Origin of the sequence: Arenibacter hampyeongensis (assembly GCF_002909255.1) — a bacterium.
Classification (GTDB): Bacteria; Bacteroidota; Bacteroidia; order Flavobacteriales; family Flavobacteriaceae; genus Arenibacter; species Arenibacter hampyeongensis.
Genome location: NZ_PIOB01000012.1, coordinates 21,272 through 38,826 on the forward strand (window position 1 = coordinate 21,272; position 17,555 = coordinate 38,826).

The window sequence follows — 17,555 nt, forward strand, 5'->3', positions numbered from 1 at the left end:
CCACTAAGTGAGATTCGAATGTTGCGAAGCATATGCACTAGTTCCGTTCAGACGGGCGTCGAAATGTTATCGGAAGTTTAGAACCGATGCCTGCAGGGCTTGCCCTGAGGTAATTGCCCGATTTTTAGGGTTATATTAATTCAGTTAATAATTGTGTTTAAACCTAAACTGAAATTATATGGATAAAATTTCAAATAAAATTTCTCAAAAGATATTTCCCTATATTTAATGGTTTATCAAGCGCATGACATATTTAGTGAATATCCAACCACTTTAATAAATTAGTTAATCATTATGAACCACTTCAAAAAATCAATGAAATCAATAGCCGTTATTTCCCTTATTGGCTTAAGTTTTCTATTCAGTTGCAATTCGGTAAAAATCAAGGAGAATTCCAAAAAGCAGTTTACTACTGCTCCGGATTTATTTAATCGAAGAGCAATGGTAGGGCCTCAGGAGGATGGTAGCCATGTGGTTGCTACTTCACAAATTATAAATCCAGCTGGCAGTACGGTAGTTTTTCCCGGAAGGCCTACGGATCTTGCTTTAAATAATGCAGAGACTATTGTAGCTGTAAAGAATAAGAGTGATTTGACATTCTTGGATGTAAAAAGTCAATCTATTATACAAACCTTAGAATTGCCCAAAGGTGGTAATACCTTTGCAGGTATTGCCTGGACGTCAAATGATTCAATTGTTTGGACTACCGACACCGAAGGTAATTTAAGGTCGGCCATATTGGGTGAAAATGGTTTTAATTGGCATAAGGAAATTGCATTAAAAGGTCCTAAAAAGGAAAACAACAACAGGTCTTACCCAGGTGGTTTTACTATTGATGAGGCCCAAGATTTGATATATGTAACCCTTAGTCGCAATAATAGTCTTGGTGTTGTGAATACAAAAACGATGGAGCTGGAAACGGAGATTCCCGTTGGAATTGCTCCTTTTACTGTCATTATAAAAGAAAACAAAGCCTATGTAACCAATTGGGGAGGGCGCATTCCAAACTCGCAAGATATAACAGGCTTAACCTCTGGGTCAGATGCTGTTATTGATCCTAAAACAGGTATAGGTTCTTCAGGAACCATTTCAGTCGTTGATTTAAAAAGTAGAACAGTGTTGAAGGAAATCGAAGTTGGATTACTGCCATGTAATATGGTATTGTCAAAAGACGCCTCTAGCTTATATGTTGCCAATGCCAACAGTGATATCATATCTGTAATCGATACCCAAAAAGATGTAGTATTAAAGTCCATAGAAACAAAACCCAGTGCAGAGCTACCTTTTGGGAGTGCTCCCAATGCCCTCGTTTTAGATCCATCGGGAAAATTATTATATGTAGCCAATGGTGCTAATAATTTATTGGCCGTAATAGACCTTCGGACGGATAAAGTAACTGGATTAATTCCTACCGGATGGTATCCGGGGGCTGTTGCAATGAATAAGGCCGGATCAGAATTATTCGTGGCCAATGTAAAAGGTACTGGTGGTAGATGGGAAGAGCGATCTAAGATTCCTAAGGGCGGTTTCAACTCACATGATCATATGGGATCGGTAACCTTTATACCAGTTCCCGGAGAGGTAGAGTTAAATAGCTATTCATTGCAAGCGGCATCAAATATGAGACTTCCAAGAATAATAAATGAATTGAATGTTGAAGCTACTGAAGAAAAAGTGGTGCCTTTGCCAACCCGTCCGGGTGAAAAGTCTGTATTTAAACATGTACTTTATATTATTAAAGAAAACCGCACATATGATCAGGTATATGGAGATCTACCCCAAGGGAATGGAGATCCCAGTTTATGTCAATTCGGGAGGGAAGTAACTCCCAATCATCATGCCCTTGCAGAGAAATATGTATTGTTGGATAACACTTATTGCAATGGAGTTCTTAGTGCCGACGGACATATGTGGGCTATGGAAGGGTTTGTTACCGATTATCTCGAAAAAAGTTTCGGAGGTTTTGTTAGAAGTTACCCCTATGATGGAGATGATGTCTTGGCGTATTCTTCAGGCGGTTTTATTTGGGATAAAGTTTTGGATGCAGGACTTTCTTTTCGCAATTATGGCGAATTTGTTGCCGCGGATATTGAGCCCAAGGATGCTACCTGGACAGAACTTTATAATCAATTTAAAGCAGGTACCAATGAAATAAAGATCAGGGCAACTACAGAGGTTAAGTCTCTGGAGCCTTATCTTTGCCCTACCTATGTTGGATTTCCAGGAACGGTACAGGATGTTTACCGTGCAGCTGAGTTTATAAAGGAATTGAAGGAATTTGAAAAGAATGATAACTTTCCGAATTTTACAGTGATGCTTTTACCTAATGATCATACCGTTGGTACAAGAGCTGGATATCCTACACCCAGAGCAACGGTTGCAGATAATGATTTGGCGTTAGGGCAAATAGTGGAAGCGGTAAGCCACAGTAAATTCTGGGCAGAAACGGCCATTTTTGTTATTCAGGACGATACTCAGGCAGGTTTAGATCATGTAGATGGACGCAGGACAGGTGCCTTGTGTATAAGTCCTTACACTAAAAGGGGAGAGGTAATAAGTACCCATTATAATCAAAATAGCTTTCTCCGCACCATGGAATTGATTTTAGGATTATCGCCCATGACACAATTTGATCTATTAGCGGAACCATTGGTTGATTGTTTTACCAGTGAGCCAGATTTTACGCCCTATACAGTGATACCCAATAACATTAAATTGGATGAGATGAATCCAGAGTTGTCTTCAATTACGAATGAGAAACAATTGTTTTATGCACAAAAATCAATGGAAATGCCACTTGATGATATTGATCAGGCAGATGAAAGCATTTTTAATAGGATAATTTGGCATTCCATAAAAGGTTATGACGTGGAGTATCCAATTTTAGTTAATAATAAAGATAAATAGAGAACTGGAGATATACTTTTGTTCCCTTAGCAAGTTTTGTAATAAGTTACATTAGGCGTTAAATCGTCCGTTAATAGTTGAATCCAACCCGTGTAGGTCTTAAGTTTTATTTCTTCAAAATTACCCTTACTTGAACAAGGGTGGTCAGTATATTTCGTTACAATAACCTTACACCATAAACCTTTAACTTCATGGGTTAGTTTTATTTCCAATAAATCGCCTTTCAGCAATAAAATTAGTTCTGAATTTTCTGTAGGAGATTTTCTTAAATGTAGACCTGGTTCTTTTGCATAATACCCAACTACTTCTGGACTTTGCATAATGAGATATTGCATCCAATTAACAATTTGCAATCCCTTATCTTCCAACTCTGCTACTTTAATCCAATAACCATTTTGTAATTTAACAAAATTTGAATGCTGCGCTATATACACCAGAGCCATAAAATCATCGCCTATATTTTTTAAATTTGAATCTTCAATTGGTTTTAATTGGCCTTTTAATTTAAGGGAAATTTTATGTGATTTATTACGAGGATCCTTGTTGGAGGCTTGAACAATTTCACCATGAACTTCACCATTGGGTTTGTTGTAAACCTGTATACCAGACTCAGGAATATAAGCACAACTTATACTAAAGGAATTAACTTTCTTGGGCAAAATAAGACCTTTGGTTATTTGGGCATAAAAAGTTTGACTTAAAGTAAAAACAGCAATAAAAAAGAACTTTGTTTTCATTGTTTTACTAGTTGAATCTGAATAAAAGAATAGCCATTTGGCTCAATACTTATTTAAAAACGGGGCGCATCATAATGTAAAAACTGTTTCAAAAGTATTATTTTTTAAGTGAACTATTAAATTTCGATGAGAAAGACATTTAAGTCAATAATACATATGAAGCATTAGACCACTGCTTTTTGCACCGCATAAGTTATCAATATGAACCTTAATTTCTTGGGTTGCAATTAATCACCGCTCCTATGAAAATATTTTTTGTAACTTATTGTACACTAAACACGTACGATTATGAAAATTAAAAAGGAAAGTATTCCAACCACGATGCAAGCACCAGGCACTACAATGCGGGCTCAACCTGATTTTGGAGGAATGACCGTTTGTTTCAATGAATTACCAAAAGGCACCGATTTTACTCCACTCTTACAAGGTTTGAATAATGACAGCTGTCATTGTCCACACTGGGGATATATAGTAGATGGTGCTATGTTGGTCATTTATGATGATGGAAAAGAAGAATTGCTCGAAAAGGGAGATGTCTTTTATTTGCCATCAGGTCATACAGCAATAGTTAAGGAAGATGTTAAAATAATTGATTTTAATCCAACAAAAGAATTTAATGAGGTAATTACCCATGTTGGAAAAAAAATGGCTGAATTAGGAGGATAAATTTCATTCAAGGTTCATACAAAGTGTAGGTATAGGATCAGAAACCTGATGTATAACACTATTATATTCTTTTAATAGTATTAATTGGAAACGAAATTCCAAACGCCGCTGCTCCAGAGAACTGGTGCATGCTTGGGTGGAAATAATAGGTGAATGCAATATCAAAATTATGGTTCGGTCCTAATTCCAAACCTAGGGAAAAAGGAATGTGAAGAATCAATCCGCTTTTATCAATATCGGTATACGGGGTTAAGGTTCTAAATGCGCCGATTGACGCACCAATGCCGCCTTCCAAATAAGGAGCAACCCAGGGTATAGGTGCTGTAATTCTTGCTTTCCCTCCAATTAAAAATGCCTTTGAAGTTGCTATATAAGGTGTTGGTTCTTCATTGAGGTCTTTACCGTTGGATTTTGTCAAAATTAGACCGGCATACGGTCTCATATCAAACCACTTGGAAAGGTCAAGAACATATTCACCCTGTAGATAAAATCCGGTGTCAGCTATATTTACATCATCGTATGCTGCACTCAGCCCGTAGCCTATAGAGAAGGCAATGGACTCTTCTTTTATTAATTGGGATTTAACATGCACTGAAGCCAATACTGCCAAAATTATTATGGTTTTTTTCATAATCGGTGGTCGCAATCGTGTCTAATTATCGAATGCATATCTTGATCTAAGATAGCAAATCAAATGATTATGACAGATGAAATATTTTAAAGAAAAAATGTCTTGGGGAAGGATACTCTAGCAGGTAGAAGATTAAGCAGATGTACCAGTTTTTTATATTGAAGCCAATGAGTTAGCCTGTTTTATTTTTCGATCTTATAAAGGAGCAGTTCGCTAATATCATTGGGAAGTTTTGTTGTTCCCGTTAATTCCAGTCCTAGTTTTCCCAAAAGCCTTTGAGAGGATACATTATTTTTTGCGGTGATAGCACTAATGGTTTTAATTCCAAATTCATTGAATGCCACAGTTACTAATTTATGTGCAGCTTCAAATGCATATCCTTTTCCCTCATATTCGGGCAAAAAGGCAAAGCCAATATCAATACCATCCAATCCCTCTCTATCATATAGTCCACAAGCGCCAATTTTTACTTGGTCGATTTTTCTAATAATGGTGTAATTGGAATACCCAAGTCTTTTCAATTGCGGCTGCATTTTATTCAGGATATACTCTTTTGCCATTTCTACGGACCCAATATTTCTATCTCCTATGTTTTGGATCCATTTGGGTGTATTAAACAACTCAAAAACAAATTTGGCATCCTCTTCCGTTGTCGGTTTTAGTACAAGTCTTTCGGTTTCAAAGGTTTTATAGTGGCTCATTTAGTACGGTTTTATTTTTGGCCAAAAAGTTGCACCTGATTATTTATCATACATTCTTGAAAGGTCTAAGTTAGCAATTCCCAAATATTATTTTGTTCCATTATTTTGGGATGCAAGGTAATGGAAAGTCACAAATTGGAAAGGCTACTGAAGAAGCGCATATTTTAGCAAGCGTTGAACAAATTGCCGTACTGCTACCAGAAGGATGTTTGCACTAACTGGGACAAGTGTTTTCCTGCGACATTAAATTGGACAAAAGGATTGGGACAGCCATAAATGGGGAGGGGCTTCAAAAGAAAGGGATAATTTGTCAACATTTTAAAATCAGACGGCACTGGTACAAAACAGGAGACGGAATAGGGCTGGTGTAAGCATAACAATATACATGTGTTCTATTTTTTCTAAGACTGACTAATATCATATGATTAAAATCTACAGATGGATAACTTTAGGACTTAAACTAAAATAGAACTCAATGAGAATTTTAATTCCAACAGATTTTTCAGAATTATCAAATGTGGCAATCAAGTATGCCGTAGCTATTAGTAAGGACGTGGATATAAAGCTTATATTACTTCACGTAATAGATACGAATACACCTTCAATGGCTAGAATTGGTTCCCAAAAACTTCATGAGGCCATAAAAACTAGTTCCGAAAGATCAATGAAAGAACTTATATCGTCCATCAAAAAAGATAATAGCCATAATATTGATATAAGTTATGAAATTACCTCTGGCACTTCCATTGAAAAATATGTCGAAATATTCGCTTTAAAAAATAATATCGATATGATTTGTATTGGAACCAAAGGTGCCTCCGGCTTGAAAAAAATTATCTTCGGAAGTAATGCCGCCGGTATTATACAAAACAGTAGCATACCTGTCCTGACCATTCCTGAATTTGCACGCTATAGAGGTATCAACAATATTGTATATTCAAGTGACTTATACAATCTTGATAAAGAGATTGATTTAATTATCCCATTTGCAAGATTAATGGATTCATGGATTCAAATTCTTCATATAGACAAGGACAATGAACGCTTTGAAGGAGATATACAAACTAAAGAAGAGAGTTTGAGAAAGGATTTTTCTTATCAAAAAATAAATTTAATTGAACTAAAAAGTAGCTCTGTTATACAAGGAATCAACAATTTTGTTGCCGACATTGACGCAGATATGGTGATTATGTTCACCCATCACACCAACTTTTTAGAAAAGGTATTTCAAAAGAGCGTTACCCAAAATACAGCATTTCAAACAAAAATACCGCTTTTTACGTTTCAAAAGGAGTCATGAATCCTGAAAAATACTAGGTAACCCGGTGCCCTTTATAATTATCGTTTTTGGTTTATTTTCACATTTAAATTCCAGTAAAAAGTATCAACTCGCTACTGGACAATAATGTCTACCAGCGAGAGTAGGATGGGGGTACTAGCATCGCTGTCGGGTTATGTAATATTTGGTATTACCTAAAATTTGTACGTTTGCTTTAATAGTACATCGGAATACACATTATTATGCTTTTATAGTTTGTACGGACGACTGGAGTGTTTATGGGGAAGAAAGAAAATGGAACTAAAAAAATAAAGAAACCTTGGCCAACCAAAGAAGCCATGGCACAGGTTTATGAAAAGAAACTTTGGGGTGGCGGCAAATCTGCTTTTTATTCAGGTGAAGGATCACATCATCCTGAGATAGTAAATCCATATTTAGATGTTTTAACATCATTTTTCACCTCTTTTAAAAGTCCACTGGTGGTGTGTGATTTAGGATGTGGGGATTTTAATGTCGGAAAGGAATTGGTAAAGTATACCAAAAAGTACATTGCTGTTGATATAGTACCAGATCTAATAACCTACAATAAAGGAAAATTTAAAGAAGAAAATTTGGAATTCCGTTGTTCTGATATCGCTGTAGATGTTTTGCCTTCTGCAGATTGCGCTATTTTAAGACAGGTACTACAACATTTATCGAATGTAGAAGTACAAAGCATAGTGCGTAAGTTAACAAATTTTAAATATGTTATTATAACAGAACATTTGCCGAAAGAAGATTTTGTGCCAAATAAGGAGATTATTTCAGGGCAAGGAATTAGACTTAAAAAACAAAGTGGTTTAAACGTACTGGCACCACCATTTAATTTAAGGGCAAAGGAGGAAAAGCAATTGTTGTCCGTTAATTTTGGCAATGGAAAAGGAGTCGTAGTAACCACTCTTTATACAATTTTCTAAACCATTCCCCTTTGTGTTGTTTTTGTTGTATACAAAGTTGGCAACTCGCTTTTTTTTGAAATTAGAGGTTCTCAATTAATTTAAAAACTCTAATTTTCGCGTCTTGTTTAGCTTTATAATCCCCTTCATTTGTCCCCCCATATTCAAAACTATATTGTTTATCGTTAATAATCATTTTTCCAGTTCTTTCGGCTATTTGTGATTCTGGATTACTGGAGATTAGATGTCCGGCCTTATCATATTTTATATTTTCAAAATTAAATTTGAAGTTGTTCTTTTCCAAACGCTTTTCTAGAATATCTGCCATTTGGGCCGAGGGCCAAACCAGATCCTGCATTCCGGAAATAAGTAAAATGGGCCCATTTATTCTCTCGACCTTTATGGTAGCTTCAAGAGTATGTTCCACTTTGTTTAAACCATTTTTCCAATATTCCAAGGTGTTAATTCTAGAAGATTCGTTCCCCGATATTTTATCCATTGGAACATAATTTATATCGCTCCCTTTATATGTCCAGCTTGGTTTTATCTTGTCCGAGTTATATGGCAAAACTGTATTTGACCATGAAACGGAACTTGGTGCATACGCCACAACACCGCTAACCAGTTCTGGCAAGTTCGCTGCAATTACCAAAGCTAATTCCGCATTTCTTGAAGCACCCATAACAATAATCTTTTCAGGATTAACTTCGGGTTGCGCACCTAACCATTTTAAAGCTGTCTCAAAATATTCCAGAGGTATTTCTTCGGGTAAAGTAGGCAATCCTTCATGTCCTGAATAAGGTAATGACAGTCCAACAAATCCTTTAAGAACCATCTCCTCTCCCCAATAGTTTCCCCACTGCCCCCCTCCAATTAAAACTACAGCGGTACTATTTGTTGTGCTCTTATTGGCATAGTATCTTGCCTGAAATCCTTTTTCATTTATGCTTATTGGTTTAAACCCATCGAATAATATGTGATCGGCAACCAAATACCCTACGATCAAAATTATGGTCACGGTAATTCCAATGATTATTTTTCTATTTTTCTTCATCTTTTGAGTTAGTGGTGTACAATCCTTTGCCAAAGCTGTGTTTAAATCGATTTAGGTTTTGTTGAAATGCGTTTTTATATTTCTAATACCTTCATATACCACTACGCTAACGGCATTGGCTAGGTTTAAACTGCGAATATGTTTACTGTAAATAGGGATATTATATACTAAATTGGAATTCTCTGTCACCATTTTTTCGGGTAAACCATTTGATTCCTTCCCAAATATCAGAAACATATCGTCTTTATAGTCAATGGAGCAGTAATCTTGTGTTCCATGGCTTGAAAAGTATACAAAATGTTCGCCTATATTTTTTGAGTAAAAGTCTTCAATGTTTTCATAAACGAAGACGGAAATATGTTTCCAGTAATCCAAGCCAGCTCTTTTTAATCTCTTGTCATTTAGTTCGAATCCAAATGGTTTTACAAGATGTAATTTTGATCCAGAAGCTAAACTTAGTCGACCAATATTTCCCGTATTCATAGGTATTTCTGGTTCAATTAATACAATATTAAATCCCATTATTTATAGATAATGCTTTACAACGATTGGTGTAAGGTTGCGTGGTTTGAGCAACGAAATTAACAAAAATGGAACGATCCAGAGTTAAAATTGAAGGATTTTCCTCCTAGACCGGTACCTGGCAACCCGCCCGAAGTCCGTTCAGTACACCAGTCCGCCCGCCCGAATAACAAAGTCGGGCAGGTACGGATTAGGGCAGGGACAGGTTACTTATGCACATTGTTTCCCATTGGCTTTTATTTTGAATATGCACCTGAAGAATAGGTTAATTCATAACTATGGGTATATATTTCAAAGACAATTCCGAAAGGGTCCTCAACATAGCACATTTTGAAAGGTTTGTCCTTTGGATAGTACTCCCTAATTGGCATTCTTTGCTTTCCTCCATATGATATAATTTTATCAATTAGATCTTCAATATTTGGATCTTGTACGCAAAAATGGAAAAGACCAGTATTGAAAGGATTAAATTCAGGAGCTTCCTTTATTCCGTTTGGAAAGGAAAATAATTCAATTCCAATTCCGTCTGAGGTTGCTAAATGCGCAATTTCAAATTCATTCCAATCGTCTCCGAAAACGTCAATACACATTTGACCAATAGCGGTTTCCTTTTCCTTTTTGACTTTGGATGGTTCCATGATTATGTACCATCCCATTACCTCAGAATAGAATTTTACAGCTTCATTTATATTCGGAACTGTAATTCCAATATGTGAAAATGATTTTGGATAATTTTTAATGTCTGTCATAAGTCTTGATTCAGAGTGCAAAAATAATTTATATTTGCCTAAATAGCAATAACTTACTAAAAAGTAGTATAGTTACCTAAACGAGTATAATATTGATTATCAATAATATAAATTTTAAATTTTGAAAAAAGAGAATAATTGCCCTTTAAATTATACGATGAATTTAATAGGTACAAAATGGAAACCTTTAATTTTATTCCATTTATTGGAAGGCGATTTGCGTTCAGGGATATTACAAAGGAAAATTCCTGGTATTTCAAATAAAATGTTTACCCAAACAGTCAGGGAATTGGAAAAAGATGGGTTGATTACCCGAAAAGTTTTTCCTGTAGTTCCACCTAGGGTTGAATACAAATTAAGCAATAGGGGGCAATCATTGGAGAAGATTTTAAGGAGTTTGGATGCCTGGGGTACAAATGATTGTCAAAACTGATCAAATTGGTTTTTTTCAAACTTGTTGGTAAGGTTTTGGCTATGACTGTTTGCGGTATGAAATCCGATAGGATTTCGGACCGTCCAATAAACATACTAAATACAGGACTATAAACTATGCTGGCGGTAGTTTTTAATTAACTTCTAGTGGAGTAATGATATATCCAAGCTCCTTTAATTGGTTTATTAATCCGCATTCATACATTAAATGACTTAATCCAACTGCAATAAAGCAGTTATTCGATTCAAGCTTTTCTCTAATACTGCCCATCCATTTATTGTTTCTGTCGGTTAGCACAAGAGAATTTCTGCAGGGCTCATTGTTTTTAAAGTCTATTTCCATATTCGAATACCAATCAGTTTCTTCACAGTAATTTGAATTTTCCGCACTAATTTTATCAATAATATTGGCAAGTCTCCTTTTATGGCTCTTTCGAGGCATTCCCGCAACATCTTTATTAATTAGGACTATTTGTTCTTCAGTGGTTTCCAGCCCATAGAGTTCTATATTTCGTTCAATTGCGATAGAACCTATATAATCATCTAGAGAAAGAGAGGTATCGTTATCATTTTTGTTTAAACATACCTGTTGCTTGAAATGTCTGTTAAGAAAAACATACATCTCGGTTGGTGTCATCTTATTATAATCAGTAGGACTTGTAGCGAAGAGGTTTTCAATGAAAGTCAAATCTTTTATACTTAAATATTTATTCCACTGTGTTTTGCTTGTTCTGTGATTAATAATATCCTCAGCCAATTTACCTGGAATGTTCAGGTTTTCTTTTATTAATAAATCACAGGACTCCAAGGCTTGGTTTGCCTTTGTTAATGAGTCAAAAAATGATTTTCCAAATGCGTGGTGAGTACCAAAAATATATGATGTTTCATTGGAATCTTGGCTAGTTATTTTGAAAAGAATGGTGTTATCTCTTAGAGAATCTTTACCATTTTGGCCTAATATAATGGTTGAAGTCAATATTAAGAATAGTTGTGTGGTGATTCTTCTTACTGTCATATTTCTATTTCCGCTAACATATGAATACCTTTAAAAAACAATAAAAACGATATAAGTAATGCTACACCATCGGTTGAGCTAAGTTTAGTTGTGGGCTTTTCCAATGGAAAATGTCCTAATGGAATTAATTATACACCATGTGGCCTTAGTTTTTTGCAAATTTAATTAATGGTGCAACGTTCCCGTTGTCAGCTTCTCTTAAGGCGTTTATATACACTTTTCTTGTTTCGTTAGCTTTTACCATATTTGATTGATGCCACGAAAATATTTCATTCCCAAATATCGATTCCATAATTATGTCTGCCATCATCCTAGAATGTCTACCATTTCCATTTGGAAAACAATGAATAGATACTATTCGATGTTTGAATCTAATTGCTATTTCTTCAGCTGAAAAGGTTTTATGTTCTATCCAATATTTTGTGTCGTCCAATAAATTCTTTAATTCAAGCCCAATTTTTGTCCATGGAATTCCAATGTTTTTTTCTGTTGTTCTAAATTCACCTGCCCATTTCCATACATCACCATACATTCTTTTGTGTAGGTCTTTTATGAACTTTTCTGTTAGTATTTTTTCAGGTGTCAATTTTGAATGAATAGTCCATTCGACCGCTTTTTCAATGTTTAGTTGTTCAAATTCATCCAGTTCTTCTTGAGTGGTGATAGATTTTATTTTAATACCTTCCTTTTCTTCCTCGTCTAAAGGTGTTTGTCCATCATCATATTTTAATTCTAATCCCATAATGATTTTCTTAACTCTCTTTTTATTTCCATAGCAAGGTCTTTTATGGTTTTACTTATCTTTTCATCTCCAATGCCTTGGTCCTCAAGTTTCATATTTTGATGGGTCCTCAATACAATCTTTTGGGCCAGTTTTTCGGCTTTTGTACTTATTAAATTTTCAATAGACCCATTATTTGGAACAAATCCATATACAAATTTCATATCCAGAGCTTGACCTACATCTCTTAATTTGTTAATGGTTATTTGGCCTAAAGCCTCTCGTTCTTCTATCTTTTGTATGGCTCCTTTAGTCATTTTAAGTTTGGTACCTAACTGGTCCCGAGTCATATTAAGTGTGGTCCGGATAGTGTTTATCCATCCTTTTGTTGGAACCTGTACCATTGCTGAATCTTTAAATTTCTCTAATTTTTGGTCCAGTTGTTCAATTAGAAGTTGTTTTTTGTTTCTCATAATCTTTTATAAAACATACATATGTATATAATAATATTAACAAAAGTATACAAATATGTATAAAAAACAAAAATAAAAAGTACATATATATATTCTTATAATATTAAAAGTATATGGATAAGTATGCTTGCTAAAGTTGGTTTGTTAAAATCTAAGTCAATGTTTCGTATATACATCCGTTGAGGTTTTACAATGTCGGCTTTATTTATTTCATACTCCTTGTTGCGATGACCGAGATACGAGGTGGTGCAATTAGGCTCGCCATAAGCGTCACGAGCTCAGGGAACATAGGAATATCTTTGAAAAACAATAATAACGATATGGATAATGTTGCACGATCCTTTAGTATCTGGCAAGTGGGGCAGTAGAAAGTACCAAACTTCCAGTTAAGTACAAACTTTGATACGAGATTAAATCCATGAATTTGGTACTATTTCGCCTATTTTTTATATGCATTGCTGGGTGCAGTGTTTTTTGTTTTGAAATCATTTATTTATCCTCACAATTTTGGACAAAGCCAATCCTACTGTTTTCTAGTCTTTTAGTTTCTTATTTGCGCGAGAAGTGAAAAACAACCATTTGATAAATTTTAGAAAAAGCAAGAGTATAGGATGAAACATTATAATCAAAAATATCATGGCAGACTCATTAGAACCAGGAATCTGCTGGACCTGAATTATTATTTGAATTAAAATGCCGGTAATAATGAGATAAAGTATAGAATAACCCAAAATTGAAAAAAAATAACCCCACCCCGTATCAATAAACAAAACAAGTATAGAACTGAAGATAAGATAGCAACCAAAAATAATACCTCCAATACTCCACAGATTTTCAGCTTGGTCTTTACCAAAAATCAAAAGCGACAAAACAGTAATGAGAAAAAATCCAATTGTCAGGTATAATGGGGTAGAATCGTATGAGAACATCTATTTCTTAAATTATATTTAAATCAAAATAAGTGTAATAGTGTGAAACGCATATTTCGTTGCACACAATGTGTTTGTGTATGATTGGTTGCGCCTGTCTGCCCAGGCAGGTGATAAAACACCCAATTTAGCAAATACAAACCGAACCTGCCAGCCGGCAGGCTGGTAGAAAATCTATCCTGCCACGCTTTTGGGCGTGGGAGGATTTTCAGAAGTAGGCGATAACTAGTAACCCGCCAGAACATACTGTTAGGTACACCCGCCCTTACCAATTTGGATGGGGGCGGGTTCATTAGACATGTTGTTGGCAGCAGTTTTTAATTTTCTATTCCAAATTCAAGTTGTCGGTTGTACTCATCAGTTGGGAAATGTCCTTGAGAATATAAAATCCGACCATTTTCGCCCATTTTCCAAAGCTCAAATCCACTTATTTTGACTTTTTTACCCGTTCCACCATGGCCAGAATTTGTAGCAGTCAGTGTCCAATGAAATTCAGTTCCCGTTGGTTTTGTTACAAGGCTGTCATAATTTACTACCATATCTGGAAGGTCACGCATAAAGCCTTGTGCCACTTTTGCAATTTGTGCCCTTCCCTCCGCAGGTTTGCTTTCGTTCAATTGTAACGCACCGTTTTCTTCAAAGAACAAAGCAACAAACTCAGGACGCACACCGCTCCATACTTGAGTGTAACTCTTGGCAAAAACCTCCATATCAAATTTTTTTATCTCTTCTGGTAAGCGTGTATTTGTGAAAGAAATGTTATCGGCAGCTTCCATTCAATGCCTAATGGGCTTGCCCTGAGGTAATTGACTTGCGGCCAACGTTATAGTGTTTATGAAGTTGTAGCATTTGAAAAATGTCAGCTTCAATTTACCTAAAGAGTAAAATAGTGAATTATAGTTGAATGCTCCAACGTCCAATCACAATTTTATAGACACACTTGTTGTATTCGGACTTATCTCTGTCAGCATAAGTTATTTTTCAACCACCTGAAATATTCTATAAGGCCGTCCAATCTTTAAATAATGTAAATAGTCAAATAAATCAATCCCGGACGCAACGAACCGAAAGTCCGCCAAGAATATTGCCATCGAAACGCCACACTTTGGATTTAATAGACATGTCGGGACCACCATAACTGATGTCCCATAACCAGGCTTTTCCCTCTTCACCGGTGGGTGTGGACGACCACCAGAATCCGAAATACCCCAGGACGTCATAACCACTATTTCTTCGAATACCTGCAGGAAGCGCGTTAAACCCGCTGCTATTAGTGCCATTTCCGTCTTCTTTCCAGCCGTTGATGCTTTTCAAGGCTTCACCAGCCTTATCAGGTCCGCCAAATTCACTCACCAGCATAGACCATTCGATATCCGTTGCCAAATGCCAACCAGTTGGGCAGGCTTTTTTTGCTGCTTCCCAGGTGTAAAGCAAGCCTAGCTCTTTTCGATTGTTCTCATTGTCATCATAAGCATAGCTGTCCTGCAGCTTATAGTTCAGGTTTTGGGCCATCCAGATAACCGTAGTGCCAGTCAAAGCGTTTTTAAAGCTGATGGTTTTATACGTTTGCCCATCGCGCGAGTCAGTAAAGGTGCCAGGGGATTGGGCTATTCCTGCCTGTGTAAAAAGCAAGGCAGAAAGTAGGGTAAAGATGTGCTGTTTCATTATAGTTGATTAGGACTTTCTTGTATGCAATAACCAACAGTGATTGGAATTGAGTTCATAGTTAAATTAGGCAGTTAATTCTTTCTCTTGGCACGCTTCAAATAATTATAGTCTAAATCTTTTGATGTTATGGTAGGTGGTCCGTGAAAATTGGGTACAACCCCTTGGTGTATAATTGGATGCCTTGGCTGGTTCTAAGTTAATAAAAGAAAAGGTGGCAGGGGAAAATTAGTAGGATTTTCCATGTACAAGCTGAAACAATAATAAACTAAACACCTTGTTCTGCCTATCTGCGATAGACAGGTTTTCGTTATTATATTTTAATTATTTATCTATTTCATTTAACAATTGACTGGATAATTCAAGAATGTTTTTTTCAATTCTCTTTGCTCTCACTAAAACTAAGGAGTTTTCAAAAATAGTAGTAGTCATTAATTTTACAAAAGATTTATCTTTTTTCAATTGCGAATAGTCTTCTTGTGATATTTGGAATTCACCTTTATAAGTTAAATCTGGTCTTATTAACATTGTAAAGTATTCTTGTAGCTTGGGAGCTATATTATTTGCTCTAAATTGAATCCGTTCTTCTTCATATCTAAAATAATAAACATAGTTGGTTTCATAAAGCACCGAAATTGATTTTCGTAAACTATCATTTAATATAATATCAGCTCCTTTCGAAACAAGAAGGGAATATCCGCTTTTGTTAGGGTCAAAGTGTGGAGAAACTCTTAACATAGCAGCATTTAGATAAAATTCTTTTTTAGGTATGGTTTCCGTTTTTATAAAATTAATAATATTATTACAAGATCTATTTAAACTATCCATATGGGATATATCATCACGTAATTCTTGGAGATCAATTTGCAAGTTGCTTCCTATTTCTTTTAAAATTTTTATTTCTAAAACTCTATCTTTTTTTTCAGAATTATTGTTGTTAACATTTAATGCAATCAATATTCCGAGAACTACAAGAATTATTTCTCCGATAGCATAAAGAAAGTATTTGCTAAACTTGTTTTCAGTTAGTAGGCGTTTACGAATTTTTCGAAAAAATTTTATCATTAGTTTATTGGTTGGGAAAAGTTTTTATTATTTTTTATAGTTTTTCATTCAAATCTCGTTATCCTACAATTGCCATTATTTCAACAATATTCTCATTAACCTTGAAATAAAGGCTATCAACTCCGCACACACATCGGCGATAGTCTTTTTTATATAATCCATGGGAGGCATTGTTGTGCCCAGTTATTCCCTAAGCTTGGTTAATCTTTTGTACTCCGATTCCATTTGTTTTATTTCCTCGGTTCGGTTTTCTTTGTTTTTATTTAAGATTTCAAGTGTTCGGTTGATTTCCGCAATAGCGTTGTCGTAAAGTTTTAGTCTCTCGTAAATCTCAATTTTTATTCCGTAAACCCACTCATTATTCTTGTCAAGTTCAATTGCTTTTTCGGCAAGTTTCAGGGCATTTTCATAATCCATTTCCCTAAAAGCTAAATAAGAAGCAGCTCCGGCATAAGTATTAGATACTTGATTTATGCCAGTCAATAATTCTTCCCGAATCAGTTTCTCCATTTTTTCGTTGGTCGATGTTTCAATGTCAAATTTGATTTGGGTATTTGCCCAGGAAACGTACATTTTTGCGTTGTGTTGATTTAGTTCAATATCGAAATTCAAAGTTTCATAATAACGATTGGTTTCTGCTGGCACGGCTGTAAATCTTGCAACATCGTTTTTGGAATTGTAGTGATAGCTCCCATATAAAGTAGTATCTTTGTTGAGTATTACGACCCATTCATTCGGGTTCGGTATGGTGAAAATCGAGTAATTTCCAGCAGGAACTTTTTGTCCTCCAATTGTTACTTCTTTATCAAATGCTATTTTGGTACAATTCCCCGCACCAGTCCGCCAAACTTTATTCCAAGGAACAAGTCCACCATAAATCAATCTTTTTCGGGCGGAAGGTCTTTCGTATTCAACACTTATTAACGTATTCCCAACGATTTGGGAAATGTTACCTTTTGGACTAAATGAAGGATAGGGGTAATCTGTGTCCTGACCATTTAGTTGAAAACCTGCTAAAATCAGAATTATCAGGTGTTGGATTATTTTCATTTTTCTGGAGTTTGTTATAATTGC

Annotated in this window: 18 protein-coding genes; 5 read left to right on the top strand and 13 right to left on the bottom strand. The window is 35.5% G+C overall.

Features of this window, described 5'->3' with window-relative positions:
• The first annotated feature begins 315 nt into the window (after positions 1-315).
• Entirely contained in the window at positions 316-2,907 is a 2,592-nt protein-coding gene (locus CWD91_RS20230) for a bifunctional YncE family protein/alkaline phosphatase family protein (RefSeq protein ID WP_103442798.1), read from the top strand.
• Positions 2,908-2,933: 26 nt separating this feature from the next.
• Here the strand turns inward: CWD91_RS20230 and CWD91_RS20235 are convergent, their stop codons facing one another.
• Positions 2,934-3,644, bottom strand: coding sequence for a hypothetical protein (locus tag CWD91_RS20235; RefSeq protein ID WP_103442799.1), 711 nt, complete (start codon positions 3,642-3,644; stop codon positions 2,934-2,936).
• A gap of 288 nt (positions 3,645-3,932) precedes the next feature.
• Between CWD91_RS20235 and CWD91_RS20240 the strand changes: the two genes are divergently transcribed.
• Positions 3,933-4,310, top strand: coding sequence for a cupin domain-containing protein (locus CWD91_RS20240; protein ID WP_103442800.1), 378 nt, complete (start codon positions 3,933-3,935; stop codon positions 4,308-4,310).
• 61 nt (positions 4,311-4,371) lie between these two features.
• On the opposite strand, the gene CWD91_RS20245 is transcribed toward CWD91_RS20240, so the two are convergent.
• Positions 4,372-4,941, bottom strand: coding sequence for a hypothetical protein (locus CWD91_RS20245; protein ID WP_103442801.1), 570 nt, complete (start codon positions 4,939-4,941; stop codon positions 4,372-4,374).
• Positions 4,942-5,123: 182 nt separating this feature from the next.
• The gene (locus CWD91_RS20250) at positions 5,124-5,642 is read right to left on the bottom strand and encodes a GNAT family N-acetyltransferase (protein ID WP_103442802.1); all 519 of its coding nucleotides are present in this window, start codon (positions 5,640-5,642) and stop codon (positions 5,124-5,126) included.
• A gap of 475 nt (positions 5,643-6,117) precedes the next feature.
• On the opposite strand from CWD91_RS20250, the gene CWD91_RS20255 reads away from it, so the two are divergent.
• Both CWD91_RS20255 and CWD91_RS20260 read left to right on the top strand, forming a co-directional pair.
• Complete coding sequence (locus CWD91_RS20255) at positions 6,118-6,942, top strand: universal stress protein (protein WP_103442803.1); 825 nt, start codon at positions 6,118-6,120, stop codon at positions 6,940-6,942.
• 257 nt (positions 6,943-7,199) lie between these two features.
• Positions 7,200-7,877 carry a class I SAM-dependent methyltransferase gene (locus CWD91_RS20260; protein WP_103442804.1) on the top strand — a complete coding sequence of 226 codons (678 nt, stop codon included), beginning with the start codon at positions 7,200-7,202 and terminating at the stop codon, positions 7,875-7,877.
• A gap of 61 nt (positions 7,878-7,938) precedes the next feature.
• On the opposite strand, the gene CWD91_RS20265 is transcribed toward CWD91_RS20260, so the two are convergent.
• The 3 genes from CWD91_RS20265 to CWD91_RS20275 form a co-directional block, all read right to left on the bottom strand.
• Positions 7,939-8,910 (bottom strand): acyl-CoA thioester hydrolase/BAAT C-terminal domain-containing protein, encoded by a 972-nt coding sequence (locus CWD91_RS20265; protein ID WP_103442805.1) that lies wholly within the window; start codon positions 8,908-8,910, stop codon positions 7,939-7,941.
• 51 nt (positions 8,911-8,961) lie between these two features.
• The gene (locus CWD91_RS20270) at positions 8,962-9,432 is read right to left on the bottom strand and encodes a tRNA (cytidine(34)-2'-O)-methyltransferase (protein ID WP_103442806.1); all 471 of its coding nucleotides are present in this window, start codon (positions 9,430-9,432) and stop codon (positions 8,962-8,964) included.
• A 236-nt stretch (positions 9,433-9,668) separates the two neighbouring features.
• Positions 9,669-10,181, bottom strand: coding sequence for a VOC family protein (locus CWD91_RS20275; protein ID WP_103442807.1), 513 nt, complete (start codon positions 10,179-10,181; stop codon positions 9,669-9,671).
• A 157-nt stretch (positions 10,182-10,338) separates the two neighbouring features.
• Between CWD91_RS20275 and CWD91_RS20280 the strand changes: the two genes are divergently transcribed.
• Complete coding sequence (locus CWD91_RS20280) at positions 10,339-10,614, top strand: winged helix-turn-helix transcriptional regulator (RefSeq protein WP_103442808.1); 276 nt, start codon at positions 10,339-10,341, stop codon at positions 10,612-10,614.
• A gap of 132 nt (positions 10,615-10,746) precedes the next feature.
• Here the strand turns inward: CWD91_RS20280 and CWD91_RS20285 are convergent, their stop codons facing one another.
• From CWD91_RS20285 to CWD91_RS20325, 7 genes are all read right to left on the bottom strand, one after another.
• Complete coding sequence (locus CWD91_RS20285) at positions 10,747-11,628, bottom strand: TraB/GumN family protein (RefSeq protein ID WP_103442809.1); 882 nt, start codon at positions 11,626-11,628, stop codon at positions 10,747-10,749.
• Positions 11,629-11,773: 145 nt separating this feature from the next.
• Positions 11,774-12,370: a mobile mystery protein B gene (locus CWD91_RS20290; protein ID WP_103442810.1), complete on the bottom strand. Its 597-nt coding sequence runs from the start codon at positions 12,368-12,370 to the stop codon at positions 11,774-11,776.
• On the bottom strand, positions 12,361-12,822 hold the full coding sequence (locus tag CWD91_RS20295) for a mobile mystery protein A (RefSeq protein ID WP_103442811.1): 462 nt from the start codon (positions 12,820-12,822) through the stop codon (positions 12,361-12,363). The genes CWD91_RS20290 and CWD91_RS20295 overlap by 10 nt, the downstream gene beginning before the upstream one ends.
• 1,246 nt (positions 12,823-14,068) lie before the next feature.
• Positions 14,069-14,527, bottom strand: a complete 459-nt coding sequence (locus tag CWD91_RS20305; protein WP_103442813.1) for an ester cyclase — start codon at positions 14,525-14,527, stop codon at positions 14,069-14,071.
• Positions 14,528-14,795: 268 nt separating this feature from the next.
• Entirely contained in the window at positions 14,796-15,416 is a 621-nt protein-coding gene (locus CWD91_RS20310; RefSeq protein ID WP_103442814.1) for an FISUMP domain-containing protein, read from the bottom strand.
• 324 nt (positions 15,417-15,740) lie between these two features.
• A complete protein-coding gene (locus CWD91_RS20315) occupies positions 15,741-16,481 on the bottom strand; it encodes a DUF6090 family protein (protein WP_103442815.1) in 741 nt (246 codons plus the stop codon).
• A 183-nt stretch (positions 16,482-16,664) separates the two neighbouring features.
• The gene (locus CWD91_RS20325) at positions 16,665-17,531 is read right to left on the bottom strand and encodes a DUF2911 domain-containing protein (RefSeq protein ID WP_103442816.1); all 867 of its coding nucleotides are present in this window, start codon (positions 17,529-17,531) and stop codon (positions 16,665-16,667) included.
• Between the last annotated feature and the right edge of the window lie 24 nt (positions 17,532-17,555).

What these genes read in the sequence shown, in the direction of transcription:
- CWD91_RS20230 (WP_103442798.1), top strand. Translation starts at nt 316, where the DNA reads ATGAAATCAATAGCCGTTATTTCCCTTATTGGCTTAAGTTTTCTATTC.
- CWD91_RS20235 (WP_103442799.1), bottom strand. Translation starts at nt 3,644, where the DNA reads ATGAAAACAAAGTTCTTTTTTATTGCTGTTTTTACTTTAAGTCAAACT.
- CWD91_RS20240 (WP_103442800.1), top strand. Translation starts at nt 3,933, where the DNA reads ATGAAAATTAAAAAGGAAAGTATTCCAACCACGATGCAAGCACCAGGC.
- CWD91_RS20245 (WP_103442801.1), bottom strand. Translation starts at nt 4,941, where the DNA reads ATGAAAAAAACCATAATAATTTTGGCAGTATTGGCTTCAGTGCATGTT.
- CWD91_RS20250 (WP_103442802.1), bottom strand. Translation starts at nt 5,642, where the DNA reads ATGAGCCACTATAAAACCTTTGAAACCGAAAGACTTGTACTAAAACCG.
- CWD91_RS20255 (WP_103442803.1), top strand. Translation starts at nt 6,118, where the DNA reads ATGAGAATTTTAATTCCAACAGATTTTTCAGAATTATCAAATGTGGCA.
- CWD91_RS20260 (WP_103442804.1), top strand. Translation starts at nt 7,200, where the DNA reads ATGGGGAAGAAAGAAAATGGAACTAAAAAAATAAAGAAACCTTGGCCA.
- CWD91_RS20265 (WP_103442805.1), bottom strand. Translation starts at nt 8,910, where the DNA reads ATGAAGAAAAATAGAAAAATAATCATTGGAATTACCGTGACCATAATT.
- CWD91_RS20270 (WP_103442806.1), bottom strand. Translation starts at nt 9,432, where the DNA reads ATGGGATTTAATATTGTATTAATTGAACCAGAAATACCTATGAATACG.
- CWD91_RS20275 (WP_103442807.1), bottom strand. Translation starts at nt 10,181, where the DNA reads ATGACAGACATTAAAAATTATCCAAAATCATTTTCACATATTGGAATT.
- CWD91_RS20280 (WP_103442808.1), top strand. Translation starts at nt 10,339, where the DNA reads ATGAATTTAATAGGTACAAAATGGAAACCTTTAATTTTATTCCATTTA.
- CWD91_RS20285 (WP_103442809.1), bottom strand. Translation starts at nt 11,628, where the DNA reads ATGACAGTAAGAAGAATCACCACACAACTATTCTTAATATTGACTTCA.
- CWD91_RS20290 (WP_103442810.1), bottom strand. Translation starts at nt 12,370, where the DNA reads ATGGGATTAGAATTAAAATATGATGATGGACAAACACCTTTAGACGAG.
- CWD91_RS20295 (WP_103442811.1), bottom strand. Translation starts at nt 12,822, where the DNA reads ATGAGAAACAAAAAACAACTTCTAATTGAACAACTGGACCAAAAATTA.
- CWD91_RS20305 (WP_103442813.1), bottom strand. Translation starts at nt 14,527, where the DNA reads ATGGAAGCTGCCGATAACATTTCTTTCACAAATACACGCTTACCAGAA.
- CWD91_RS20310 (WP_103442814.1), bottom strand. Translation starts at nt 15,416, where the DNA reads ATGAAACAGCACATCTTTACCCTACTTTCTGCCTTGCTTTTTACACAG.
- CWD91_RS20315 (WP_103442815.1), bottom strand. Translation starts at nt 16,481, where the DNA reads ATGATAAAATTTTTTCGAAAAATTCGTAAACGCCTACTAACTGAAAAC.
- CWD91_RS20325 (WP_103442816.1), bottom strand. Translation starts at nt 17,531, where the DNA reads ATGAAAATAATCCAACACCTGATAATTCTGATTTTAGCAGGTTTTCAA.